21 protein-coding genes and 1 rRNA gene (1 of these 22 only partly in view) are annotated in these 20,749 nt (G+C 38.2%); 18 read left to right on the plus strand and 4 right to left on the minus strand.

Annotation, left to right across the window (positions count from 1 at the left end):
• Window positions 1-526: 526 nt before the first annotated feature.
• The 3 genes from recX to ACQKN2_RS17895 are packed head-to-tail and all read left to right on the plus strand — an operon-like array spanning window position 527 to window position 1,926.
• Window positions 527-1,330: a recombination regulator RecX gene (recX, locus tag ACQKN2_RS17885; protein WP_427416136.1), complete on the plus strand. Its 804-nt coding sequence runs from the start codon at window positions 527-529 to the stop codon at window positions 1,328-1,330.
• On the plus strand, window positions 1,327-1,656 hold the full coding sequence (locus ACQKN2_RS17890) for a YfhH family protein (RefSeq protein ID WP_427416137.1): 330 nt from the start codon (window positions 1,327-1,329) through the stop codon (window positions 1,654-1,656). Before recX ends, ACQKN2_RS17890 begins: the two co-directional genes overlap by 4 nt.
• Window positions 1,657-1,926 (plus strand): YfhJ family protein, encoded by a 270-nt coding sequence (locus ACQKN2_RS17895; RefSeq protein WP_323650751.1) that lies wholly within the window; start codon window positions 1,657-1,659, stop codon window positions 1,924-1,926.
• 39 nt (window positions 1,927-1,965) lie between these two features.
• Here the strand turns inward: ACQKN2_RS17895 and ACQKN2_RS17900 are convergent, their stop codons facing one another.
• A complete protein-coding gene (locus tag ACQKN2_RS17900; RefSeq protein ID WP_323650749.1) occupies window positions 1,966-2,955 on the minus strand; it encodes a metal-dependent hydrolase in 990 nt (329 codons plus the stop codon).
• A 217-nt stretch (window positions 2,956-3,172) separates the two neighbouring features.
• Here ACQKN2_RS17900 and mutY point away from each other — a divergent pair, with 217 nt between their 5' ends.
• The 10 genes from mutY to ACQKN2_RS17950 all read left to right on the plus strand — a co-directional run bounded on the left by mutY (window position 3,173) and on the right by ACQKN2_RS17950 (window position 13,906).
• Window positions 3,173-4,207, plus strand: coding sequence for an A/G-specific adenine glycosylase (mutY, locus tag ACQKN2_RS17905; RefSeq protein ID WP_427416138.1), 1,035 nt, complete (start codon window positions 3,173-3,175; stop codon window positions 4,205-4,207).
• Window positions 4,208-4,291: 84 nt separating this feature from the next.
• Entirely contained in the window at window positions 4,292-4,468 is a 177-nt protein-coding gene (locus ACQKN2_RS17910; protein WP_323650745.1) for a gamma-type small acid-soluble spore protein, read from the plus strand.
• A gap of 395 nt (window positions 4,469-4,863) precedes the next feature.
• Complete coding sequence (gene ntdP / locus ACQKN2_RS17915) at window positions 4,864-5,412, plus strand: nucleoside tri-diphosphate phosphatase (protein ID WP_427416139.1); 549 nt, start codon at window positions 4,864-4,866, stop codon at window positions 5,410-5,412.
• 116 nt (window positions 5,413-5,528) lie between these two features.
• Complete coding sequence (locus tag ACQKN2_RS17920; RefSeq protein WP_427416140.1) at window positions 5,529-5,753, plus strand: hypothetical protein; 225 nt, start codon at window positions 5,529-5,531, stop codon at window positions 5,751-5,753.
• Between the two features lie 196 nt (window positions 5,754-5,949).
• Window positions 5,950-7,695: an ABC transporter ATP-binding protein gene (locus ACQKN2_RS17925; protein ID WP_427416141.1), complete on the plus strand. Its 1,746-nt coding sequence runs from the start codon at window positions 5,950-5,952 to the stop codon at window positions 7,693-7,695.
• Window positions 7,696-8,167: 472 nt separating this feature from the next.
• Window positions 8,168-9,181: an ABC transporter ATP-binding protein gene (locus ACQKN2_RS17930; protein WP_427416142.1), complete on the plus strand. Its 1,014-nt coding sequence runs from the start codon at window positions 8,168-8,170 to the stop codon at window positions 9,179-9,181.
• A complete protein-coding gene (locus tag ACQKN2_RS17935) occupies window positions 9,156-10,145 on the plus strand; it encodes an ABC transporter ATP-binding protein (RefSeq protein WP_427416143.1) in 990 nt (329 codons plus the stop codon). The genes ACQKN2_RS17930 and ACQKN2_RS17935 overlap by 26 nt, the downstream gene beginning before the upstream one ends.
• A gap of 21 nt (window positions 10,146-10,166) precedes the next feature.
• Entirely contained in the window at window positions 10,167-11,786 is a 1,620-nt protein-coding gene (locus ACQKN2_RS17940) for an ABC transporter substrate-binding protein (protein ID WP_427416144.1), read from the plus strand.
• A gap of 206 nt (window positions 11,787-11,992) precedes the next feature.
• Window positions 11,993-12,997, plus strand: coding sequence for an ABC transporter permease (locus tag ACQKN2_RS17945; RefSeq protein ID WP_427416145.1), 1,005 nt, complete (start codon window positions 11,993-11,995; stop codon window positions 12,995-12,997).
• A gap of 15 nt (window positions 12,998-13,012) precedes the next feature.
• The gene (locus tag ACQKN2_RS17950) at window positions 13,013-13,906 is read left to right on the plus strand and encodes an ABC transporter permease (RefSeq protein WP_427416146.1); all 894 of its coding nucleotides are present in this window, start codon (window positions 13,013-13,015) and stop codon (window positions 13,904-13,906) included.
• 49 nt (window positions 13,907-13,955) lie between these two features.
• On the opposite strand, the gene ACQKN2_RS17955 is transcribed toward ACQKN2_RS17950, so the two are convergent.
• Window positions 13,956-15,044, minus strand: a complete 1,089-nt coding sequence (locus tag ACQKN2_RS17955; RefSeq protein ID WP_427416147.1) for an FUSC family protein — start codon at window positions 15,042-15,044, stop codon at window positions 13,956-13,958.
• Window positions 15,045-15,352: 308 nt separating this feature from the next.
• Window positions 15,353-16,639 carry a glutamate-1-semialdehyde 2,1-aminomutase gene (locus tag ACQKN2_RS17960; protein ID WP_427416148.1) on the minus strand — a complete coding sequence of 429 codons (1,287 nt, stop codon included), beginning with the start codon at window positions 16,637-16,639 and terminating at the stop codon, window positions 15,353-15,355.
• 131 nt (window positions 16,640-16,770) lie between these two features.
• On the opposite strand from ACQKN2_RS17960, the gene bcp reads away from it, so the two are divergent.
• The 3 genes from bcp to perR all read left to right on the plus strand — a co-directional run bounded on the left by bcp (window position 16,771) and on the right by perR (window position 18,793).
• Complete coding sequence (bcp, locus tag ACQKN2_RS17965) at window positions 16,771-17,247, plus strand: thioredoxin-dependent thiol peroxidase (RefSeq protein ID WP_427416149.1); 477 nt, start codon at window positions 16,771-16,773, stop codon at window positions 17,245-17,247.
• Window positions 17,244-18,188, plus strand: coding sequence for a D-2-hydroxyacid dehydrogenase (locus ACQKN2_RS17970; RefSeq protein WP_427416150.1), 945 nt, complete (start codon window positions 17,244-17,246; stop codon window positions 18,186-18,188). Before bcp ends, ACQKN2_RS17970 begins: the two co-directional genes overlap by 4 nt.
• Window positions 18,189-18,349: 161 nt before the next feature.
• A complete protein-coding gene (gene perR / locus ACQKN2_RS17975; protein WP_142510785.1) occupies window positions 18,350-18,793 on the plus strand; it encodes a peroxide-responsive transcriptional repressor PerR in 444 nt (147 codons plus the stop codon).
• 25 nt (window positions 18,794-18,818) lie between these two features.
• On the opposite strand, the gene ACQKN2_RS17980 is transcribed toward perR, so the two are convergent.
• Window positions 18,819-19,169, minus strand: a complete 351-nt coding sequence (locus ACQKN2_RS17980) for a YgzB family protein (RefSeq protein ID WP_323650728.1) — start codon at window positions 19,167-19,169, stop codon at window positions 18,819-18,821.
• 211 nt (window positions 19,170-19,380) lie between these two features.
• On the opposite strand from ACQKN2_RS17980, the gene ACQKN2_RS17985 reads away from it, so the two are divergent.
• A complete protein-coding gene (locus ACQKN2_RS17985) occupies window positions 19,381-20,274 on the plus strand; it encodes a nucleotidyltransferase-like protein (protein ID WP_427416151.1) in 894 nt (297 codons plus the stop codon).
• A gap of 343 nt (window positions 20,275-20,617) precedes the next feature.
• Window positions 20,618-20,749: ribosomal RNA gene (locus tag ACQKN2_RS17990) — 16S ribosomal RNA — on the plus strand; it runs 1,333 nt beyond the window's last position.

Here is a 20,749-nt window from a genome sequence, read left to right on the forward strand (position 1 = left end):
GTACTTCTTTTTAAATGAGGGAATTTAACTGAATATGTTTTTCTAAAACAGTAGGTTGTACATGCAGACCTTCTAATACTTACCAACGCGAAACGAAAAATACCCGCGGAAGAGAAGCGAATACCCGCGGAAGAGAAGCGAATACCCGCGGAAGAGGAGCGAATACCCGCGGAAGAGGAGCGAATACCCGTGGAAGGGAAGCAAATACCCGCGGAAGGGAAGCGAATACCCGCGGAAGGGAAGCGAATACCCGCGGAACGAGCGAATACCCGCGGAAGGGAAGCAAATACCCGCGGAAGAGAGGCGAATACCCGCGGAAGAGGAGCGAATACCCGCGGAAGGGAAGCAAATACCCGCGGAACGAGCAAATACTCGCGGAAGAGAAGCAAATACCCGCGGAAGGGAAGCGAATACCCGCGGAACGAGAGAATACCCGCGGAAGACAAACGAATACCAGCGCACATCGGAATACCTAAAAAGCAATACCTACGAAAAATGTTATAATAGTTATAGTGAGGTGTTACGAATGCGTGTTATTACGAAGATTGCACGTCAAAAAAACAATCCAGAACGTTATAATATATATTTGAACGAAGAATACGCTTTTCCTGTGGATGAGGCAATTCTCATTCAATTTGGATTAACGAAGGACAAAGTGCTTGAGGAATTTGATATTCAGGAAATTGCTTATGAGGATGAGATTCGAAAAGCTTTTAATAAAGGGTTAAATTTTTTATCTTATCAAATGCGTAGTGAGCATGAGGTCAAGAAAAAGCTTCTCTCGTTAGAGTTTGGGGAAGCGGTTATTTTAGAGGCTATACAAAAGCTTAAATCGTATGGCTTTTTAAATGATGAAACTTACTCCAAGGCGTTACTCGATACGAAAAAAGCTACGATGAAAAAGGGACCCAAAGCAATTAGGCAAGACCTTATGAAAAAAGGGATTGATAAAAGCTTACAGGATGAGGTACTTGCTACATATAGTCATGGGGAACAGGTAACGCTTGCGACACAATTGGCTGAAAAGGTCGTTCGATCGGAAAAAAAGAAAACGCCAACACAAATAAAAGCTAAAATTCAAGATTTTTTAATGCGAAAAGGTTATTCTTTTAGTGTTGTAGATGAGGTGCTTAGTCAAATAGAGATTGAGCAAGAGGAAGATGAATGGCAACAGCTACTTGATGTACAAGGCGAAAAAGTTTGGAAAAAGTATTCATCGAAGTATACTGGTTATGAATTGAAAATGAAAATAAAGCAGGCGCTCTATCAAAAGGGTTTTCCTATAGAAGTTATAGATCGTTTTATAGAAGAGAAGGAGAATGAAGAATGAACGAAAAAAATTATGCTGCCATGTCAGAGCATGAATTACGTGAAGAAATAGCTATGATCAAGGAAAAATCACGTAAGGCGGAACAGCTAGGCATCATCAATGAATTTGCAGTATACGAGCGCAAGGCTTTAATGGCAGCAGCTTATTTAGTGGATTTGGATACAATAATTCCTGGAGAAATGTATCGTATTGACGGTTCTGAAAATGAATTTTTCCAAGTGGATTATTTAAAAGGACGCTTCGCATGGGGACATCGCTTAGGGGGCGAAAAATACCAAGAGGCTTTACCTGTTTCAATGCTATCTCCTGTAAAGGTGGGCAAATAAATGGATGAAAAAATTGAAAAGCTAATTGCTGAGTTACTTGCAAAAAACCCGCAAATGTCAGTAGGACGTGCACGAGTATGGATTGAGCTTTTATGGAGTGATTTTGAATCAACTTCTGCAAAAGCTGGCTACGCCTATCGTGGTGCGGAATACACTGAAAATTTGGTACGTCAATTAATTGCCAGCTATGGTGATAAACTACATGCATTTGCGGGACGTAACCCCAAATACGCACATTTACTTGATGCTAGTGATGATATGGTACAATAACAAAACCCTGGCCAATATTTGGCCAGGGTTTACTGATGTTTAATTACTTGCGCCAACCTGTAATTTTTTCTGGAGTTTATCTTCTGTAAAAATCCAGCCTGTGTATGAAGTGATAATCTCGTTGTCATCGTTTAAATGAGCGACAGCCACGAAAGGATAGCGATTATCACTACGGTAACGCAGATCAATTAATCTTACTTCTGTTATTAAGCCATTATCGAGTTCTGAAATTTCCCAACGATACAATGGTGAGAATGACACGAATGCAGCGAGATTGGGATCTTTCAAGGCTATTTCAATAAGAGGCGTTTTCGGTAAAGGTTTTATTTCGAATTTATCGTAAATATTAACAGCTCGCCCATAAGCACGGCCAACATAATAATGCGTTTTGGATTTTGCTGCAATTCGCCAATGGAAGAACCGCATTGTAGGGGCCACGATAACATACTCTTCATCCTGAATGGTATTATGCACAGCTTTTTTCACAGCCTTTTGGACTGCAAATCGTAAAATGTAGTAAACGATAATAATGAGATACATGATACTAAATGTCCAAACAGGATTGACACCAAATGCCCAAAGTAAAATGCCGAGGCAATGTAGTGTGAAAATAATAGGATCAAATGTATTGATGACACCAAGTGCAACCCATCTTCTAGAAAATGGTCGAAGTGCTTGTGTACCATAAGCATTGAAGATATCAACAAAGACGTGAAGTGCTACAGCTAAAAATGTCCAAAGCCATAAATGAAACACATTTGCGTCTTGAATAATAAGTGCTAAAACCGCTGTAATTAAGATGGGCCAAATAGCTACTGCTGGTAGTGAATGGGTAATTCCACGATGATGTCGAATATAAATTGCATTGTTGCGCAGCTTTAAGACTGTATCGACATCAGGTGCCTGCGAGCCAATAATTGTTCCTGCCATTACTGCGGTAAAGGTCATCGAATGACTTGCTACAACGGGATCAGCTAATGCAAGACCACCGAGGGCTATACCCATAACGAAATGTGTACCTGAATCCAAAAATATCCACTCCTTGTATGCATCAAAATAGAGTACAATTTGCATACATGTATATTTCAATAATCCGTAATACTTGATATTTCTCTATTAAGACTGTCGTACTAAATCTTGAAGCTAGAAAAATGATAGCGCTTTTTGTCGTTTTAGACAGATGATCTTTTCTTAATTGTATACTCTTTTTACCATAAATAAAATCGTAAAAACACTGGAGGTCACTGTGAATTATCCATATGTAACAGAATTTCGACAATCTTTAGTCGAATGGTTTAATGTTGAGAAACGTGATTTACCTTGGAGGCATACGACGGACCCTTATAAAATCTGGGTATCGGAAGTGATGCTTCAGCAAACACGTGTCGACACAGTTATTCCTTATTACAATCGTTTCATGGAAAGTTTTCCAACAATAGAATTACTCGTGGAAGCTCCACAAGAATACTTATTAAAACATTGGGAGGGCCTCGGCTATTATTCCCGTGCACGTAACTTACAAGCGGGTGTTCGCGAGGTATTAGAAAACTACGGTGGGGTAGTACCCGATAATCGCCATGAGATTTCAAAATTAAAAGGCGTAGGTCCGTATACTGCTGGAGCTATTTTAAGTATTGCCTATAATAAGCCCGAACATGCAGTGGATGGCAATGTTATGCGCGTTTTAAGTCGTGTGCTTACTATTCATGATGATATAGCCGTTCCAAAGACTAAAAAGATTTTTGAAGAGGCAGTTGAAGAACTGATTGATCCTGAAAATGCATCGTCCTTCAATCAAGGCTTAATGGAGCTGGGTGCACTTATTTGTACGCCAACTTCACCAAAGTGTTTATTGTGTCCAGTTCGGGAATACTGTACTGCTTTTAATGAAGGTGAGCCTGAAAAATTACCTATCAAATCTAAAAAAGTAAAGATGAAGCATCTCACGTACGATGTGCTTGTATGTCAGGATGACAAAGGTCGAATTTTATTGGAGCAGCGTCCGGAAGAGGGTTTATTAGCTAATCTATGGCAGTTTCCAATGCTAGAGCACGGTAAAGATTCAATAGATACTTTTATTGCTGATTATGCAATGAATGTTCAATCGCAACAGGATTTGCTAACATTTAAACATGTTTTCTCACATTTAACATGGCATATAAATAGCTATTTTATGAAATGCAATTCGGCAATAAAGGGTGAATGGCTAACTCGCGAACAAATAGAATTATTACCAATGTCCGTTCCGATGCTGAAAATTTGGCAAGAAATAAAGGATTAATCAAGAAAATTAAATTTTATAAAATTTATAAGCATAAAAGCATTCACCTCGGTACACAATAATGAGCGTGGAGGTGAATGAACAATGAAAAAGCAAAACAACCAAAACTTACAACCAAATAAAAACATGCAACGTCAAAGTCAAGAATTTGGTTATGAAACAGACGTTAATGAAGTGCAAAAGCAAAATGCTAAAGCAGAGCAAAACAAAACTCAAGCTTCAGGTAACTTCAACAAAACTAACCAAGATCTTGGTGAATAACACTTTGTAATTGCATAATTGCATTTACCTCTGAGGAGCTGTCTACAAATCGAAAAGATTAAAAAGGGCAGCTCCTTTTGAATTTTATATAGCAAGATAAGAAAACAGGTGGGTAAGGAACTGCTCGGGTAGCCGATAAAACCACTTTTGATGCGAAGAAAAACCGCTCGGATTCAGAAGAGAAAACCCCGCTTTGATACATTAATATAAACAGAAAATTCCAATTGGGTTATTGTTATGATAAAATTCGCTTCAAATTAACGAAATTTTGTACAAATTTAAAAGAGCGCAGGGAAATTTGTGGTTTTCTAACTACACCTTTCGCGTACACATTGCTATAATATACTAGAGACTGCTAGATTTAGGTAGCATAGACGAAAAGGTGGGCTTCAAAGATGGCAATACCGGTAGAAGGAGAAACGATACAAATACATAGTTATAAACACAATGGCCGTATCCACCGTGTTTGGCAAGAAACAACGATTTTAAAAGGAACAAAAAATATCATTATCGGTGCGAATGAGCGGACACTTGTGACAGAATCCGATGGTCGAACGTGGCTAACGAGAGAGCCTTCTATTTGTTATTTCCATGCGGAGTACTGGTTTAATATCATTTGCATGCTACGTGAAGATGGTGTGTATTATTATTGTAATCTAAGCTCACCATTTGTTTTCGATAATAATGCCATTAAATATATTGACTATGATTTAGACATTAAAGTTTTCCCCGATATGTCTTTTTCACTCTTAGATGAGGATGAATATGAGCTACATCGTAAGGAAATGTCTTATCCAGATGTCATAGATAAAATTTTAAAGCGCAATGTCGATAAATTAATTAGCTGGATTCAACAAAAAAGAGGACCCTTTGCACCTGATTTTATCGATGCCTGGACAAGTCGTTATAAGTTTCAGCTCGATATGCAAGCAGATGATTGTTAGTTGCACCTATTAGTTTTACTAATAGGTGTTTTTTTTATAGGAAAATAAGTAATGCTCTACCAGTGTTTTTTGTTATAGTAATATTGTAAAGTATTACAAATATTCGGAGGGAAACTATGAATACAGGTTATATTATAGGGACATTGTTCTTTCTAACTGGTAGTTTTATGTTGTTCATGCACAGACTTGTAGCCGAGGCGGTCCGTTATTTGGGTCACTTTGTGAATGATACTATACATATGAATTATGGTTTATACGTACCTTCTTTTGGGTTCATGCTAGTAGGGTTGATCTTTATATTACTAGAATATGTATATAAAAGATTAAAGGAAAAAATGTAAAAAGGATTGTTACATAAGCTGATTGCAAAATAGTTCGTGACAAAGCTAAATTAACTGTACTTCAAACAAAATATTGCTATAATACGTTTGGGCATTCATTTTTGTGGATGTCTGTTTCTTTTTATGTACGAAGTGATATAAGGGGTTCCCCTTGCATTTGCTAAATATGTTTTTTTGATAAGGATGTGATAATAAATTGAGTAGTATAAAGCGTTATATGAGATTTGTAAAACCATATACATGGGAAATTATTTTAACGATTTTAATTGGTATAGTGAAATTTGCAATTCCGTTATTTATTCCATTACTCATAAAAATTGTGTTAGATGATATTATTGCTGCAGATCATCTAACGGATGCAGAGAAGACAAAAGAGCTGTTTTATTGGTTAGGTGGCACGATCATTGTATTCTTTATTATTCGACCACCGATTGAGTATTACCGTCAATATTTTGCTCAACATGTCAGTAACAAAGTGCTTTTCGATATTCGACAACAAATATATGCACATTTACAGCGACTAAGTTTAAGATACTATGCAAATACAAGAGCTGGCGATGTGATTTCAAGAGTGATTAATGATGTGGAACAAACAAAAAACTTTATCATGACAGGCTTGATGAACGTTTGGCTCGACCTTGCGACAATTGTTATTGCTATCGGTATTATGTTTGCCATGGATGTAAAGCTTACGCTAGTAGCATTGATTGCGTTCCCATTCTATGCATTTAGCGTAAAGTTCTTCTTCGGTAAACTTCGGTCTTTAACACGTAAACGGTCACAAGCACTAGCAGGGGTGCAAAGTTATTTACATGAACGTGTAGCTGGAATGAGTATTATTAAAAGCTTCACGCTAGAAAAGCATGAGCAAAAATTATTCGATGAAGCAAATGGTGAATTTTTAGAGAAAGCGCTGGATCATACGAAATGGAATGCTAAATCGTTTGCAGTGGTGAATACAATCACAGATGTAGCACCACTCCTAGTAATTGCTTATGCAGGTTATCAGGTTATTAATGGTCCCCTTTCAATCGGGACGATGGTTGCTTTTATTGCCTATATCGAACGACTTTATGGTCCACTTCGTCGCCTTGTAAGTTCATCAACAATGTTAACACAATCCATTGCATCAATGGATCGAATGTTTGAATTAATAGATGAGCCCTATGAAATAAAAAACAAGGCTAATGCGTTAGAGCTACCACGGGTAAGGGGTGAAGTTCGTTTTGACAATGTGAACTTTCAATATGAAGAAAAAGGCTCACAAATTTTAAACAACATCAATTTTACCATTAATCCTGGAGAGACAGTTGCGTTTGTAGGAATGAGCGGTGGAGGAAAATCAACCATCATTAGTTTAATTCCTCGCTTTTATGACGCAACGAGTGGCACCGTATGTATTGATGACTATGATGTTCGTGACGTATCTCTACATTCTTTGCGCTCACAAATCGGAATAGTCCTACAGGATAATATTTTGTTTAGTGATTCAGTAAAAGAGAATATTTTAATGGGCAAGCCAGAAGCTTCTGATGAAGAGGTCATTGCTGCGGCGAAAGCGGCGAATGCACATGATTTTATTATGAGCTTGCCAGATGGCTATGACACAAAGGTCGGGGAGCGCGGTGTGAAATTATCAGGTGGACAAAAGCAGCGAGTAGCGATCGCTCGTGTGTTTTTAAAAAATCCTCCTATTTTAATACTGGATGAAGCAACCTCTGCATTGGATTTAGAAAGTGAGGCACTTATTCAAGAATCATTGGAAGTACTTGCACATGAACGTACGACTATAATAATCGCTCACCGATTATCTACAATTACACATGCAGATAAAATTATTGTTATAGATCATGGACAATTAATTGAAAGTGGTACGCACGAGCAATTAATGCAAAAAGAGGGTACCTATTTTAATTTATTCCAGGTGCAACATTTAGATTGATATACCACACTATAATAGAAAAAATCTGACTCACCATCATAATGTGGGGTTGATTTCCGTTCCTCTGGGCGCTTTCCTGGGGGCGTCCGATGAGCCGCTTCGCTTCGCTGCAGGGTCTCATCTGTGACGCTAATCCCCAAGGAGTCGCCCAGCCTCCGCTCCAATCAACTTATTCTCATGACATATGTTTTAACAAAATGTCATCCCTATATTTTATTAATGAGTAAATAGTTTGAAAATAGCCTTCCATTTAACATAAACGGAAGGCTATATTTTTGTCTTATTTATAAAATAGTATTAATTAATAAGAAATTATTAATACCAAACTCGAATGATGTAGAAAATCTATGTTAATTGCAGAATAATAATGATTGAAAGAGAGATGATTTTTGGTTAGAATTATCTGAAAATAGGGAATTGAGTGATAGTTAACGCGATTAAGTGAAAATATAGGTACGATGGGAGATGGATCATGAGAAAAAAGCTGCTAGAAATAAAAGGCTTAAAGACAACCTTTTTTACAGATGATGGACAAATTCCTGCCGTAGATGATATTGATTTTTCTGTTCATGAGGGAGAAATATTAGGGATTGTAGGGGAATCGGGAAGTGGAAAAAGTGTCACATCCCTGTCCATTATGGGGTTAATACCGTCACCGCCTGGAAAAATAACAGGGGGAGAAATACTGTTAGATGGCAAAAACCTCGTAACATTATCTGATAAACAAATGCAGAAAATTCGTGGAAAAGATGTGGCAATGATTTTCCAGGAACCTATGACATCCTTAAATCCTTTGTTTACAATTGGGGATCAACTAAAAGAAGCGATTTTAATTCATAATCCAAAATGGTCGAAAAAAGAAGCCTTTGCAAGGGCAGTTGAAATTATGAAGCTTGTAGGTTTACCACGTGCTGAAGAATTATTAAGAGATTATCCACATCAGTTATCTGGGGGGATGCGACAACGGGTCATGATTGCGATGGCGCTTGTCTGTGATCCGAAGGTGCTGATTGCTGATGAACCGACTACTGCACTAGATGTTACGATTCAAGCTCAAATCTTGCAGCTGATGAAAGATTTAAATATACGTTTAAATACAGCTGTTTTATTAATTACGCATGATTTAGGCGTTGTAGCAGAAACATGCGAGCGAGTTATTGTGATGTATGCAGGTCAGATAGTAGAGGAGGCACCTATTCAGGAGATATTCGTTAATCCAAAGCACCCTTATACACAAGGACTTATTAAATCTGTACCAGATATGCGATATAAAAAGGACAACCTTTACTCTATACCAGGCAGTGTACCAAAACCCGGAAGTATTCAGGCAGGCTGCCGATTTGCAACACGTTGCGAATTTGCGATGGATCGCTGTATACAAGAAACACCACCTTTATATGAAGCAGCAGAGCAGCATAAATCAAGATGCTTTTTACTAGAGAAACCGGAGGTGGAGCAACATGTCGAAAACCTTATTGAAAGTTGATGGGTTGAAAAAATACTTTCCCATTCGGAAGGGTGTCCTTAATAAACAGGTTGGGGACGTAAAGGCAGTGGATGATGTTTCCTTTGAAGTTTTTGAAGGAGAAACATTAGGTATTGTTGGAGAGTCCGGGTGTGGTAAATCAACGACTGGTCGACTATTAATGCGATTGCTTGAGCCAACAGAGGGAAAAATTGAATTCGCGGGAAAAGCGATTTCTGAATTATCTAATAACGAAATGCGCAAAGCCCGTAGAGATATTCAAATGATTTTCCAAGATCCTTATGCCTCTCTTAATCCTAGACATAATATTGGGAAGATATTGGAGGAGCCTCTTATTGTTCATGGAATGGGCAATGCAAAAGAACGGAAGCAGAAAGTATTAGAGCTTCTCGAAATTGTTGGGTTAAATGAATATCATGTGAAACGGTATCCACACCAATTTAGTGGTGGTCAAAGACAGCGTATTGGCATTGCTCGTGCTCTAATGACGAATCCTCGTTTGATTATTGCGGACGAGCCTGTCTCTGCACTCGATGTGTCCATACAGGCTCAAGTATTGAATTTATTGCAAAACTTACAAAAGGACTTAAAGCTAACTTATATTTTTATCTCCCACGATTTAGGGGTTGTACGCCATATTAGTAATCGTGTAGGAGTGATGTATTTAGGGAAAATAGTGGAGTTAACAGCAAGCGAAGATTTATATGCTGAGCCACTGCACCCATATACTCAAGCACTGCTATCCTCGGTACCTGTTCCAGACCCTACGTTTGAACGTGAACAGCTCATTATTTCTGGGGATATTCCAAGTGCTTCGAATCCGCCAAGCGGGTGCACTTTCCATACGCGATGTCCATTTAAAAAAGAAGAATGCTCTCAAGTAGTTCCGAAAATGCAAGAAGTGAAACCGGGTCATTATGTTGCTTGCCATCTGTATGAAGCAATCCAACATTCAATGATATAAAAAAACTTAGGGGGAAATTTAATGAAGAAAAAGAAACTTTGGACTTTGGGTGTAATGCTTATCCTTGTTCTCTCGACAATCTTAGCTGCTTGTGGCGGTTCAGATAATAAGGATACGGGTAGTAAAGATACTTCAAGTGATGGCGATTCAACTAGCAGTAGCGGATCAAAAACATTAGTATATGGTCGTGGTGCCGATTCCACTGCTCTCGATCCAGCGACAGTGACAGAAGGTGAATCGTTTAAAGTTACGGTTAATATCTATGAAACTCTAATTAACTTTGGAGAGAAAGATGTAACATTGCACCCAGGACTAGCGAAATCTTGGGAATCTTCAGAAGATGGTCTAACGTACACGATGCAACTTGAAGAAGGGGTTAAGTTCCATGACGGTACTGATTTTAATGCTGAGGCAGTCGTGAAAAATTTTGAGCGCTGGAAAGCCGGTGGTGCTGATAAATTCCCATACTACGCTTCTCAATTTACAGTAGGTGAAAAGCAAGTAATTGAGTCGATTACTGCTGATGGTGATAATAAAGTAATCTTTAAACTAGCTCAGCCACAAGCACCATTCTTGAAAAACTTAGCGATGTCTCCATTTGCTATTGCTTCACCAGCAGCATTTGAAAAAAATGATGAGGCACTTAAAGATCATCCAGTAGGTACTGGTCCATTTAAATTTGTAGAGTGGAAACGAAATGATTCTATCACAATTGAGAAAAACCCTGATTACCGTATCGCAGATTTGCCGAAATTAGATAAAGTTATTTTCCGTTCTATTCCAGAAAACTCCACACGATTCAATGAATTAACTAACGGTGATGTTGATGTAGTTGATGGCTTAAGTCCATCTGATAAAGCTTCAATCGAATCAAATGCAGATTTACAATTAATCGAACGTCCGTCTATGAATGTTGGTTATCTAGGATTAACGGTAACACGTCCGCCATTTGATAATGTAAAAGTTCGTCAAGCAGTAAACTATGCAATCAATAAGCAAGCATTAGTAGATGCATTCTATGAAGGCTTAGCGGAGCCAGCGAAAAATCCAATGCCTTCAGTAATTTCAGGCTACAACGATGAGGTTAAAGGCTATGAATATGATCCAGAAAAAGCAAAAGCATTATTAACTGAGGCTGGCTATGATGGTAAAGAAATCGAGCTATGGGCAATGCCTGTGCCACGTCCGTACATGCCTGACGGTCAAAAAATAGCGGAAGCCATTCAGAAGAATTTAGCAGATGTTGGTATGAAATCTAAGATTGTAACGTTTGAATGGGCTACTTATTTAGAGAAGGCTGAAAATGGAGATGCAGATGCGTTCTTACTTGGGTGGACAGGTGATAACGGAGACGCGGATAACTTCCTTTACACTTTATTAGACGGAGATAATATTCATTCTAACAACTATACTTTCTATGACAACAAAGAAGTGCACAAACTATTAGTTGCAGCACAAACTGAACTGGATGAGGACAAGCGTAATGCTCTTTACAAGCAAGCACAAGAGATTATCTCTAAAGATGCACCATGGGTTCCAATTGCTCACTCTACTCCAATTTTAGCTGCTAATACTAAAGTTACAAACTATGTTGCACATCCGACAGGTTCTGACCGTTTAGATACAGTAGATGTGAAATAGGTATAAAAGGGCTATCTCGACAGGTTTTTAATTTAAGAGGGAATTTTAAAGAATCTGCTTGCTTTCTGCGGGTAAGCCGTAGAAATCTTGCGGATTCTTTTTACAGTTTTTCTGTATGGAAGACCAACCCTTTCAACAGTATGCGTGGAGACTTCAATGCTTTTGATGCAAAAGTATATTATGAAAATAACAGAGGGGTGAAGAAAATGCTTCACTATATGGGGAAACGTTTATCCCAACTAATCCCAGTTTTGCTTGGAATGACTTTTATCGTTTTCATGTTAATTCGTGCGATTCCTGGTAATCCAGCACAAGTAATTTTAGGACAGCAGGCAACGAAAGAAGCGGTCGAAGCGTTAAACGCAAGTTTAGGATTAAATAAGCCATGGTATACACAATATTTTAGTTATTTAGGTGGCATTTTTCAGGGGGACCTAGGGGTATCATTGCGTACTAAATTACCTGTATCAGAGGAAATTTTTCCTTATTTAGCGGCAACAGCTGAACTAGCACTATTTGCAATGATTATCGCAGTGATAGTTGGCGTAAATGCAGGCATTATTTCTGCATGGTTCCAAAATTCTTGGTTCGACTATGTGGCAATGGTAGTTGCTTTAATCGGGGTGTCTGTACCGGTTTTCTGGCTCGGTTTAATGGAACAATGGGCTTTCAGTAATCAGCTTGGCTGGTTCCCGACATCTGGTCGAGAAAATGTGCGAGATCCAATAACTTCCATTACTCATTTTTATCTACTGGATACGCTCATACAAGGCCGCTTTGATCAATTTGCTGAAGTATTAAAGCGATTAGTACTACCGGGCATAGCTCTCGCGACCATTCCAATGGCCATTATTGCAAGAATGACTAGGTCGTCTATGCTTGAAGTAATGCGCTCTGACTATGTACGCACCGCTAGAGCAAAAGGGCAAAAAATGTTTATTGTTGTTTATAAGCATGCATTAAAAAATGCAGTTATCCCAGTGTTAACGGTCATTGGGTTGCAAACAGGATTACTACTAGGGGGTGCCATATTAACAGAGACAATTTTCAGCTGGCCTGGAATTGGTCGTTATATATATGATGCCATAGGCTTCCGAGACTATCCTGTTATTCAATCAGGTATTTTAGTAATTGCTTTTATTTTTATCATGATTAACTTAATTGTGGATTTACTATATACGGTGATCGATCCACGAATTAAATACAAATAGAGGGGAGAAGCGATAATGACTGGAGCCATTGATGTAAAAACAGAAGCAGCGCCAAGTCGTGAACGAGCGGCAGGTCCTTGGAGAGAAGGCTGGCGAAGCTTTAAAAAGAGTAAAATCTCCCTGGTAGGTGCGGGCATTGTACTATTTTTTATAATTCTTGCTATATTTGGTCCAAAGATTGCTCCTGAAGGAATGAATGAACAAAATCTTTCGATGCGTTTATTAGCACCGTCAAGTGAGCATTGGTTTGGCACAGATGACTTTGGTCGGGATATTTTCTCTAGAGTTATACATGGAGCACGAATTTCTTTGTGGGTAGGATTTTTTTCAGTTACTCTATCTGTTATTGTAGGTAGTTTCCTTGGCATTATTGCGGGGTATTATGGAAGATGGATTGATACGATTATCTCGCGTATGTTCGATATTCTGTTAGCATTCCCTAGTATTTTACTAGCGATTGCAGTAGTAGCAGTACTTGGGCCATCATTACAAAATGCACTGATTGCCATTGCCATTATTAACGTACCGAATTTTGGGCGCTTAATTCGTTCGAAAGTATTGAGTGTTAAAGAAGAGGAATATATCGTAGCAGCAAAGGCGATTGGAATGCGTGATTCACGAATCTTGTTCTCGCATATTTTGCCAAACTCGATGACGCCAATCATCGTACAAGGAACGCTAGCGATAGCGACAGCAATTATTGAAGCAGCAGCACTAGGCTTCCTTGGTTTAGGAGCTCAAGCACCCGCACCAGAATGGGGGAAAATGCTGGCAGATGCCCGCATATTTTTATTAAAGGCTCCGTGGACGATGATTTTCCCAGGCTTGGCTATTATGTTAACGGTTCTCGGTTTTAATCTAATGGGTGACGGACTTCGTGATGCGCTTGATCCGAAAATGAAAAGCTAATAAAAAAGGGCGAAGAGATGGATATCATACCAACTCTTCGCTCTTTTGATTAAACAAATTCCTCTTCAAATTCCACATTGATTTCATGACCATGATGAGTTTGATACGACACGATAAGCGTATCCAAATGCTCTAGGTTTTCTTCATAATCTAAAATACGCGATAAAATATAAAGCAAGTGATAGCTCGAGAATTCAGTTTCGCCTTCATCATGCGCATAACTGATCTGCTTGATGAATATTTCCATTAACTCGTTACGCTGAACATAATCGATGTTTTTACTCCACTCTGAATGTTCGGGCTTTAACTTCCCTGTATATTTTAACAGTAGCTGCTCATGGTAAGTCAGCAGGAAATCAAGTCGCTCTTGAATCATTAAATGAAATTGTGTCGGGAGCTGTGCTATTTCGTTTTCATGATTATGAAGACGATGAAGAAGCTCTAAACTTTTCTTTGACGTTGTGATCATTTGACGATACACAACTAATTTACGTGCTTTTACATACTTTTTATTTTTAAAGTAATTACGCTCTTCCTTATAAAAATCGTACACTGTATCAACGCGTTGCATACGAGCCTTAAATTTGCTTAATGCTTCTTTTGTAGAAGTATGCTCAGATGCTTGACGAACAGCGAGTCGCGTCCATCGAATAATATCATCCTGTAAAAAGTAAATCTTACGGAAAAGCTTTACTTCATACTTTGGCGGTAGGAAGAACAGATTGACAACAAATGCTGCTAACACCCCAACTAATATCGTCAAAAAGCGAATAAGACCAAATGTAAGAAAGTCATCTCCCTGAATCTCCATAATAGCTACAACGGTAACAAGTGCTAGGGACAACGATTTTTCAAGTTTAAATTTCAACATTATACCGATAGCAACAATGACTGCAATGCCGATTGCTACTACATGGTGACTAAAAAGTAAGCCAAAAATGACCGCGATGGTAGCTCCTATAAAATTGGCTTGTACTTGCTCAACAATTGTTTGATAGGAGCGATAAATAGATGGCTGAATCGCAAAGATTGCTGCGATTCCTGCAAAAACAGGTGAAGGAAGCTCTAGCAACTCAGCAATAAATAGTGCAAACACGATGGCAACACCAGTTTTAAATACACGGGCACCTAATTTCATAGAAAATGGATGTCCTTTCTGTCTAAAATTTTAACTACTTGAAGCCTCCCACCTTGATAGGTGGATAGATAAATACAGACTTAGTTACTATTCAGCAGGTGTTCAAACATCCGCTGAAATAGAGGAACTCAGGCTGCATAATTAATGCTTCTTTACATTATAGAAGGAAGTGCTCATAAAATACATAGATTTGTATGTCATTTAAAGAAAAAGACGACTCGCATGGGAGTCGTCTTTAAAATTTAGATAATCTAGATACTGTTATAAATTACGCTTCTCACTAGGAGTTTAGCCTTTACATTTGCAAATTACAATTGTGAAAATGCAAGATCTACTGCTTTGATTGTTTCAAGAATATCAGCTTCTGTATGCTCTGTTGTTAAGAACCATGCTTCATATTTTGATGGCGCTAAATTAATGCCTTGCTCAAGCATTAATTTAAAGAAGCGTCCAAAGATTTCACCGTTTGAGTTTTCAGCCTGCTCATAGTTTTCCACTTTCACATCTGTAAAGTAAATAGTGAGAGCACCTTTAAGGCGATTAACAGTAATTGTTACATCATGTTTTTTGGCTGCAGCTAGGATACCTTCCTCTAAAATGGCTCCAAGACGGTCCATTTCATCATAAATACCTGGAGTTTGTAATACTTCTAGGCAGGCAATACCAGCTTGCATGGATGCAGGGTTTCCTGCCATTGTGCCTGCTTGATAGGCAGGGCCAAGTGGAGCAACTGTATCCATAATTTCTTTGCGGCCGCCGTATGCACCGATTGGTAAACCACCGCCGATTACTTTACCAAGTGCTGTTAGGTCAGGTGTTAAGCCTAATAAGTTTTGGGCACCGCCGTAGTGGAAGCGGAAAGCAGTAATAACTTCGTCGTAAATAGTTAATGCACCTTTGTCCTTCGCTGTGGCATGAACTAATTCTAGGAATCCAGGGTTAGGCTCTACAATACCGAAGTTCCCAACGATAGGCTCTATTAAAATAGCTGCAATTTGATCGCCCCATTTATCCATTGCATCTGTAAATGCTTCAGGGTTGTTAAATGGTACAGTAATTACTTCTTCGGCTGTTGAAGTTGTAACGCCTGCTGAGTCTGGAGTACCTAATGTCGCAGGACCAGAACCAGCAGCTACTAATACTAAGTCAAAGTGACCATGGTAGCACCCAGCAAATTTCATAACTTTTGTACGGCCAGTATAAGCACGCGCAACACGAATTGTTGTCATGACAGCTTCTGTACCAGAGTTATTAAAGCGTACTTTATCCATAGATGGGATTGCTTCTTTAAGCATTTTAGCAAAAGTAACTTCGTATTCAGTTGGAGTTCCAAATAAAGTGCCATTTTCAGCTGCGTGTGTAATAGCCTTTGCGATATGTGGGTGACCGTGACCAGTAACGATTGGACCGTAAGCAGCTAGATAGTCGATATAACGGTTGCCATCAACATCCCAAAAATAAGCACCTTTCCCACGTACCATTGCAACAGGTGAACCTCCGCCAACTGCTTTATAAGAACGAGAAGGGCTATTTACACCACCAACGATATGCTGTAACGCCTCAGCGTGTACTGCTTCAGATTTTGTGTGATTCATATATATTGCCTCCTAAATTTTTATACTTCATCTATTGTAGACCTATCAGTGCAAGAAATCCAAAGAAATTAAGGGATATGATTTGTTTTGCTAATTAGAGTAAAATAAAGCGTACAGAGGAGGAGATTGATATGGCTTTAATAGAAGGTAAAAAAGCACCGGATTTTTCCCTTATGAATGAAAAAGGAGAAATAGTAAAGTTAGTGGATTTCAAAGGACAAAATGTTATTTTATATTTTTATCCTAAAGATATGACACCAGGCTGTACTACGGAGGCTTGTGACTTCCGTGATAAGCATGATGATTTTAGTAAATTAAATGCAGTGGTGCTCGGTGTTAGTCCTGATGAAGCAAAAAAACATACCAAATTTATAGATAAGCATGGATTACCATTCTCCTTATTAGTGGATGCGGATCATGCCGTGGCAGAGGCATATGGAGTATGGGTGCTGAAGAAGATGTATGGACGTGAATATATGGGAATTGAACGTTCAACATTTTTAATTGATACAGAAGGAAATCTGATAAAGATTTGGCGTAAAGTACGTGTGAAAAATCATATTGAAGAAGTATATACATATTTAGCAGAATGGGAGGCGAAGCATTGAGAATTTATTTTACGTTTGAACCAAGACCAGATTTACGTGAGCCGCTAGTAGCAGAATTTCCACAAGTGGATTTTGTTTTTGAAAATGGCTTATCAAAAGATAAGCTACAAGAAGCGGATGTGCTTGTGACATATGGTGAAGATTTAAATGATGAAAATATTCAGTATGCGACAAAGGTTAAATGGATTTTTGTAGCTTCAGCGGGGATAGAAAAAATGCCAGCTCAAGCCATTATTGACCGAGGAATAGTCGTTTCGAATGTGCGTGGCATTCATAAAACACCAATGGCAGAATCAATGCTTGCCCATATTTTAGCGATTAAGCGTGCACTACCATGGGTGTATGAACAGCAGAAGAAAAGTGAATGGTCAAAAAAAGCGAAACAAACCGAGTTGCGAGATAGCACAGCACTTATTTTAGGGCCTGGAGCAATTGGCTCGGAAGTAGGTCGCTTATTGCAAGCTTTTGGTGTAGCGACAATTGGCTGTAACCGTTCAGGGAACGAAGCGGCATATATGAATGAGATGGTGAGCTTTGATCAATTAGTCGAAGCTTTACCTAAGGCTGATATTGTCCTTTCAGTTTTACCTAATACAGAAGAGACGACACATTTATTGAAAGCAGACCATTTTAAAGCGATGAAAAATGACGCCATTTTCATGAATTTTGGCCGTGGAAACTTAGTAGAGGAAAATGTTTTGATGCATGCCATTCAAGCAGGTGAAATTGGTTACGCTGTTTTAGATGTATTTGAACAAGAGCCTTTAGCTGCGGATCATCCTATATGGACTCTGCCGAATGTCATTGTGTCTCCGCATATTTCAAGTCACTCATCTCGCTATGTTGAACGGAGCCTAGAGATTTTTAAGCCAAGTTTAGAGAAGTGGTTACGTGGTGAAATAGATGTAGAAAATAGGCTGGATTTATCAAGAGGTTATTGAAGCGTCGGTCCTCAATTAATTATGCCTCGGCATAGTTCCGTGACACCCGCTGAAAGAAGTTAAACTGAAATGTGTATGAATGTTGACAGAAGTAAGCTTAATTCGATACACTAATTATAACTATTATTAATTAATAATCTTTATGGAAGAGGTGCATGACGATGTCTGAAACGCATTTACAGGATGCACTTGACACGTTAAAAACAACTGGTGTTCGTATTACTCCTCAGCGTCATGCTATTTTGGAATATTTAATTCAAACAATGGCACATCCAACTGCCGATGAAATTTATAAAGCACTTGAAGGGAAATTCCCGAATATGAGTGTAGCGACTGTCTATAATAACCTTCGCGTATTTCGTGAAGTTGGTCTAGTGAAAGAACTAACTTTCGGTGATGCTTCAAGTCGCTTTGACTTCGTTACAAACGATCATTATCATATGATTTGTGAATGCTGTGGAAAAATAGTCGACTTCCATTATCCTGGTCTCGACGAAATTGAACATTTTGCATCACAAGTAACAGGCTTTGATGTGCATTCGCATCGTTTAGAAATTTACGGCACTTGTCCATCGTGTAAAGATGTATCTGCAAAAGTACAATAAAAAAATCCTAGCTCTTAAATGAGGGCTAGGATTTTTTTGCTTTATTATAAGATTGGTCGAACTCTTTTCCTTCTAGAGTTGGATCCAGTGTTAATGGTTCATTACAGTACATACACATATCTACACGACCTAATACTTTTGTGTACTTATGGCAATTAGGGCATTCCACTTGAACAGCTTTTGTTGAGAGCAGTCCAATCCATGCATATACGACTGTACTACCAATAATACAAAGTACACCAAGGGTCATGAAAATTAAGACTAGAATAGGATAGTTTTTAAAGAAGATTCCCCCATACATAACTACAAAGCCGATAAAAATAAGTGCTAATGCAAATGAACGGATTTTATTAATTTTACTTTTGTAAGGTTTCATTTATCATCTTGCCTCCCAATCTAAAATCTACTATAACATATAAGAACAAAGTATTTTAGCTTTGATAATGTGGAAAGAAGGAATACTTTTAGAGTATGTCGAAATTTTAACGAAATCAATATTCGCCTTGGCGTAATTGAATTCGGTATATATCCGTGGCATCCACGGAATGAAGATAAAAGGTTACAAGTAAATAGAAGGGGGACTGAACATGGAACAAGTTTTGCGTCCGATATATCAGGAACGTGCAAGTCAGTCGAATACACTAGGCGTTATTTTAGTGGAAAAACGAGAGGAACAAAGTAATGTTACAGATACATTTGATACAATCTTACTTATTATTGTAAAGGAAGCGGAACAGCCAGTCTTTACGAAACATTACCTATATGAAGGGAATAAAGTGGCTTTACATACGGTTACTGAGAAAATAATACGAAAATGGCTGCTTATTGGCTCGAATAAAAAAGTGGTCGATTGGATTTTCTTTGGTAGAGTATTATTTGATCGAAATGAATTTCTTCATAAATTAAAAATTGAATTACAGGAGTTTCCGTTTAGTGGTCGTAAAATCAAAACAGGCATTCAATTTTCAAAGTTAATTCGTCGTTACTTAGAAGGAAAAGAATACTTTGATAAAGGTAGCTATCTCGATGCTTATAATCATGTAGTAGATTCGTTACATCATTTAGGCCGTTTATCCATTATTGATAGTGGACTTTATCCTGAAGTAACTGTTTGGGCACAGGTGAAAAAAATAGAACCAGCGATTTATAAATTGTACGAGGAGCTCGTTACAAGTACTGAACCGATAGAAAAACGATTAGAGCTATTGTTTTTAGCAAGTGAGTTTTTAATACATTCACGTACTCGAGACGGCGCTCAACATATTTTAGAAGTAATGCAAACAAAGGAGACTTGGACTATTCAGGAATTGCATGATCATGGTGAGCTCATGAACTACTCAGTAGATTTAGAAGTTTTTGTAGAATATCTAGTGGACAAAGGTTATATTCAAATTGAACCAATCGTTGCGAAAAGTGAAATGATATTCCACCGTCATTATAAGGTAAATAAAGAAGCTCTAGAAATGGAGCAAGGACTGTAGTATGCTTGTTATCGAGGTATGAAAAATACCTCGATATTTTTTTATAAAAAATTGTTGACTTTTAATTTATTTTTATTGTATTATATTAATTGTCGCTAAGACATAATATAAAAACTCAACAAACGAAAAAAACTTTTTAAAAAAGTTGTTGACATGAATTGAGTTAAATGATAATATAAAGAAGTCGTCGAAAAACAACGGTGACGAAATGAACCTTGAAAACTGAACAAGCAAAACGTAATCAATAAAGTTTTTAGTAGCTAACCTTGAGTTGGTGAACGAAACAAAATTTTGGACATCAAACATGATGCCAGCAAAACAATTTGAGCTAATCAAATTTCTTTTTATGGAGAGTTTGATCCTGGCTCAGGACGAACGCTGGCGGCGTGCCTAATACATGCAAGTCGAGCGAACAGAGAAGGAGCTTGCTCCTTTGACGTTAGCGGCGGACGGGTGAGTAACACGTGGGCAACCT

The organism is Lysinibacillus sp. NPDC093688, from assembly GCF_050280145.1.
In the GTDB taxonomy this organism is placed as follows: domain Bacteria; phylum Bacillota; class Bacilli; order Bacillales_A; family Planococcaceae; genus Lysinibacillus; species Lysinibacillus xylanilyticus_B.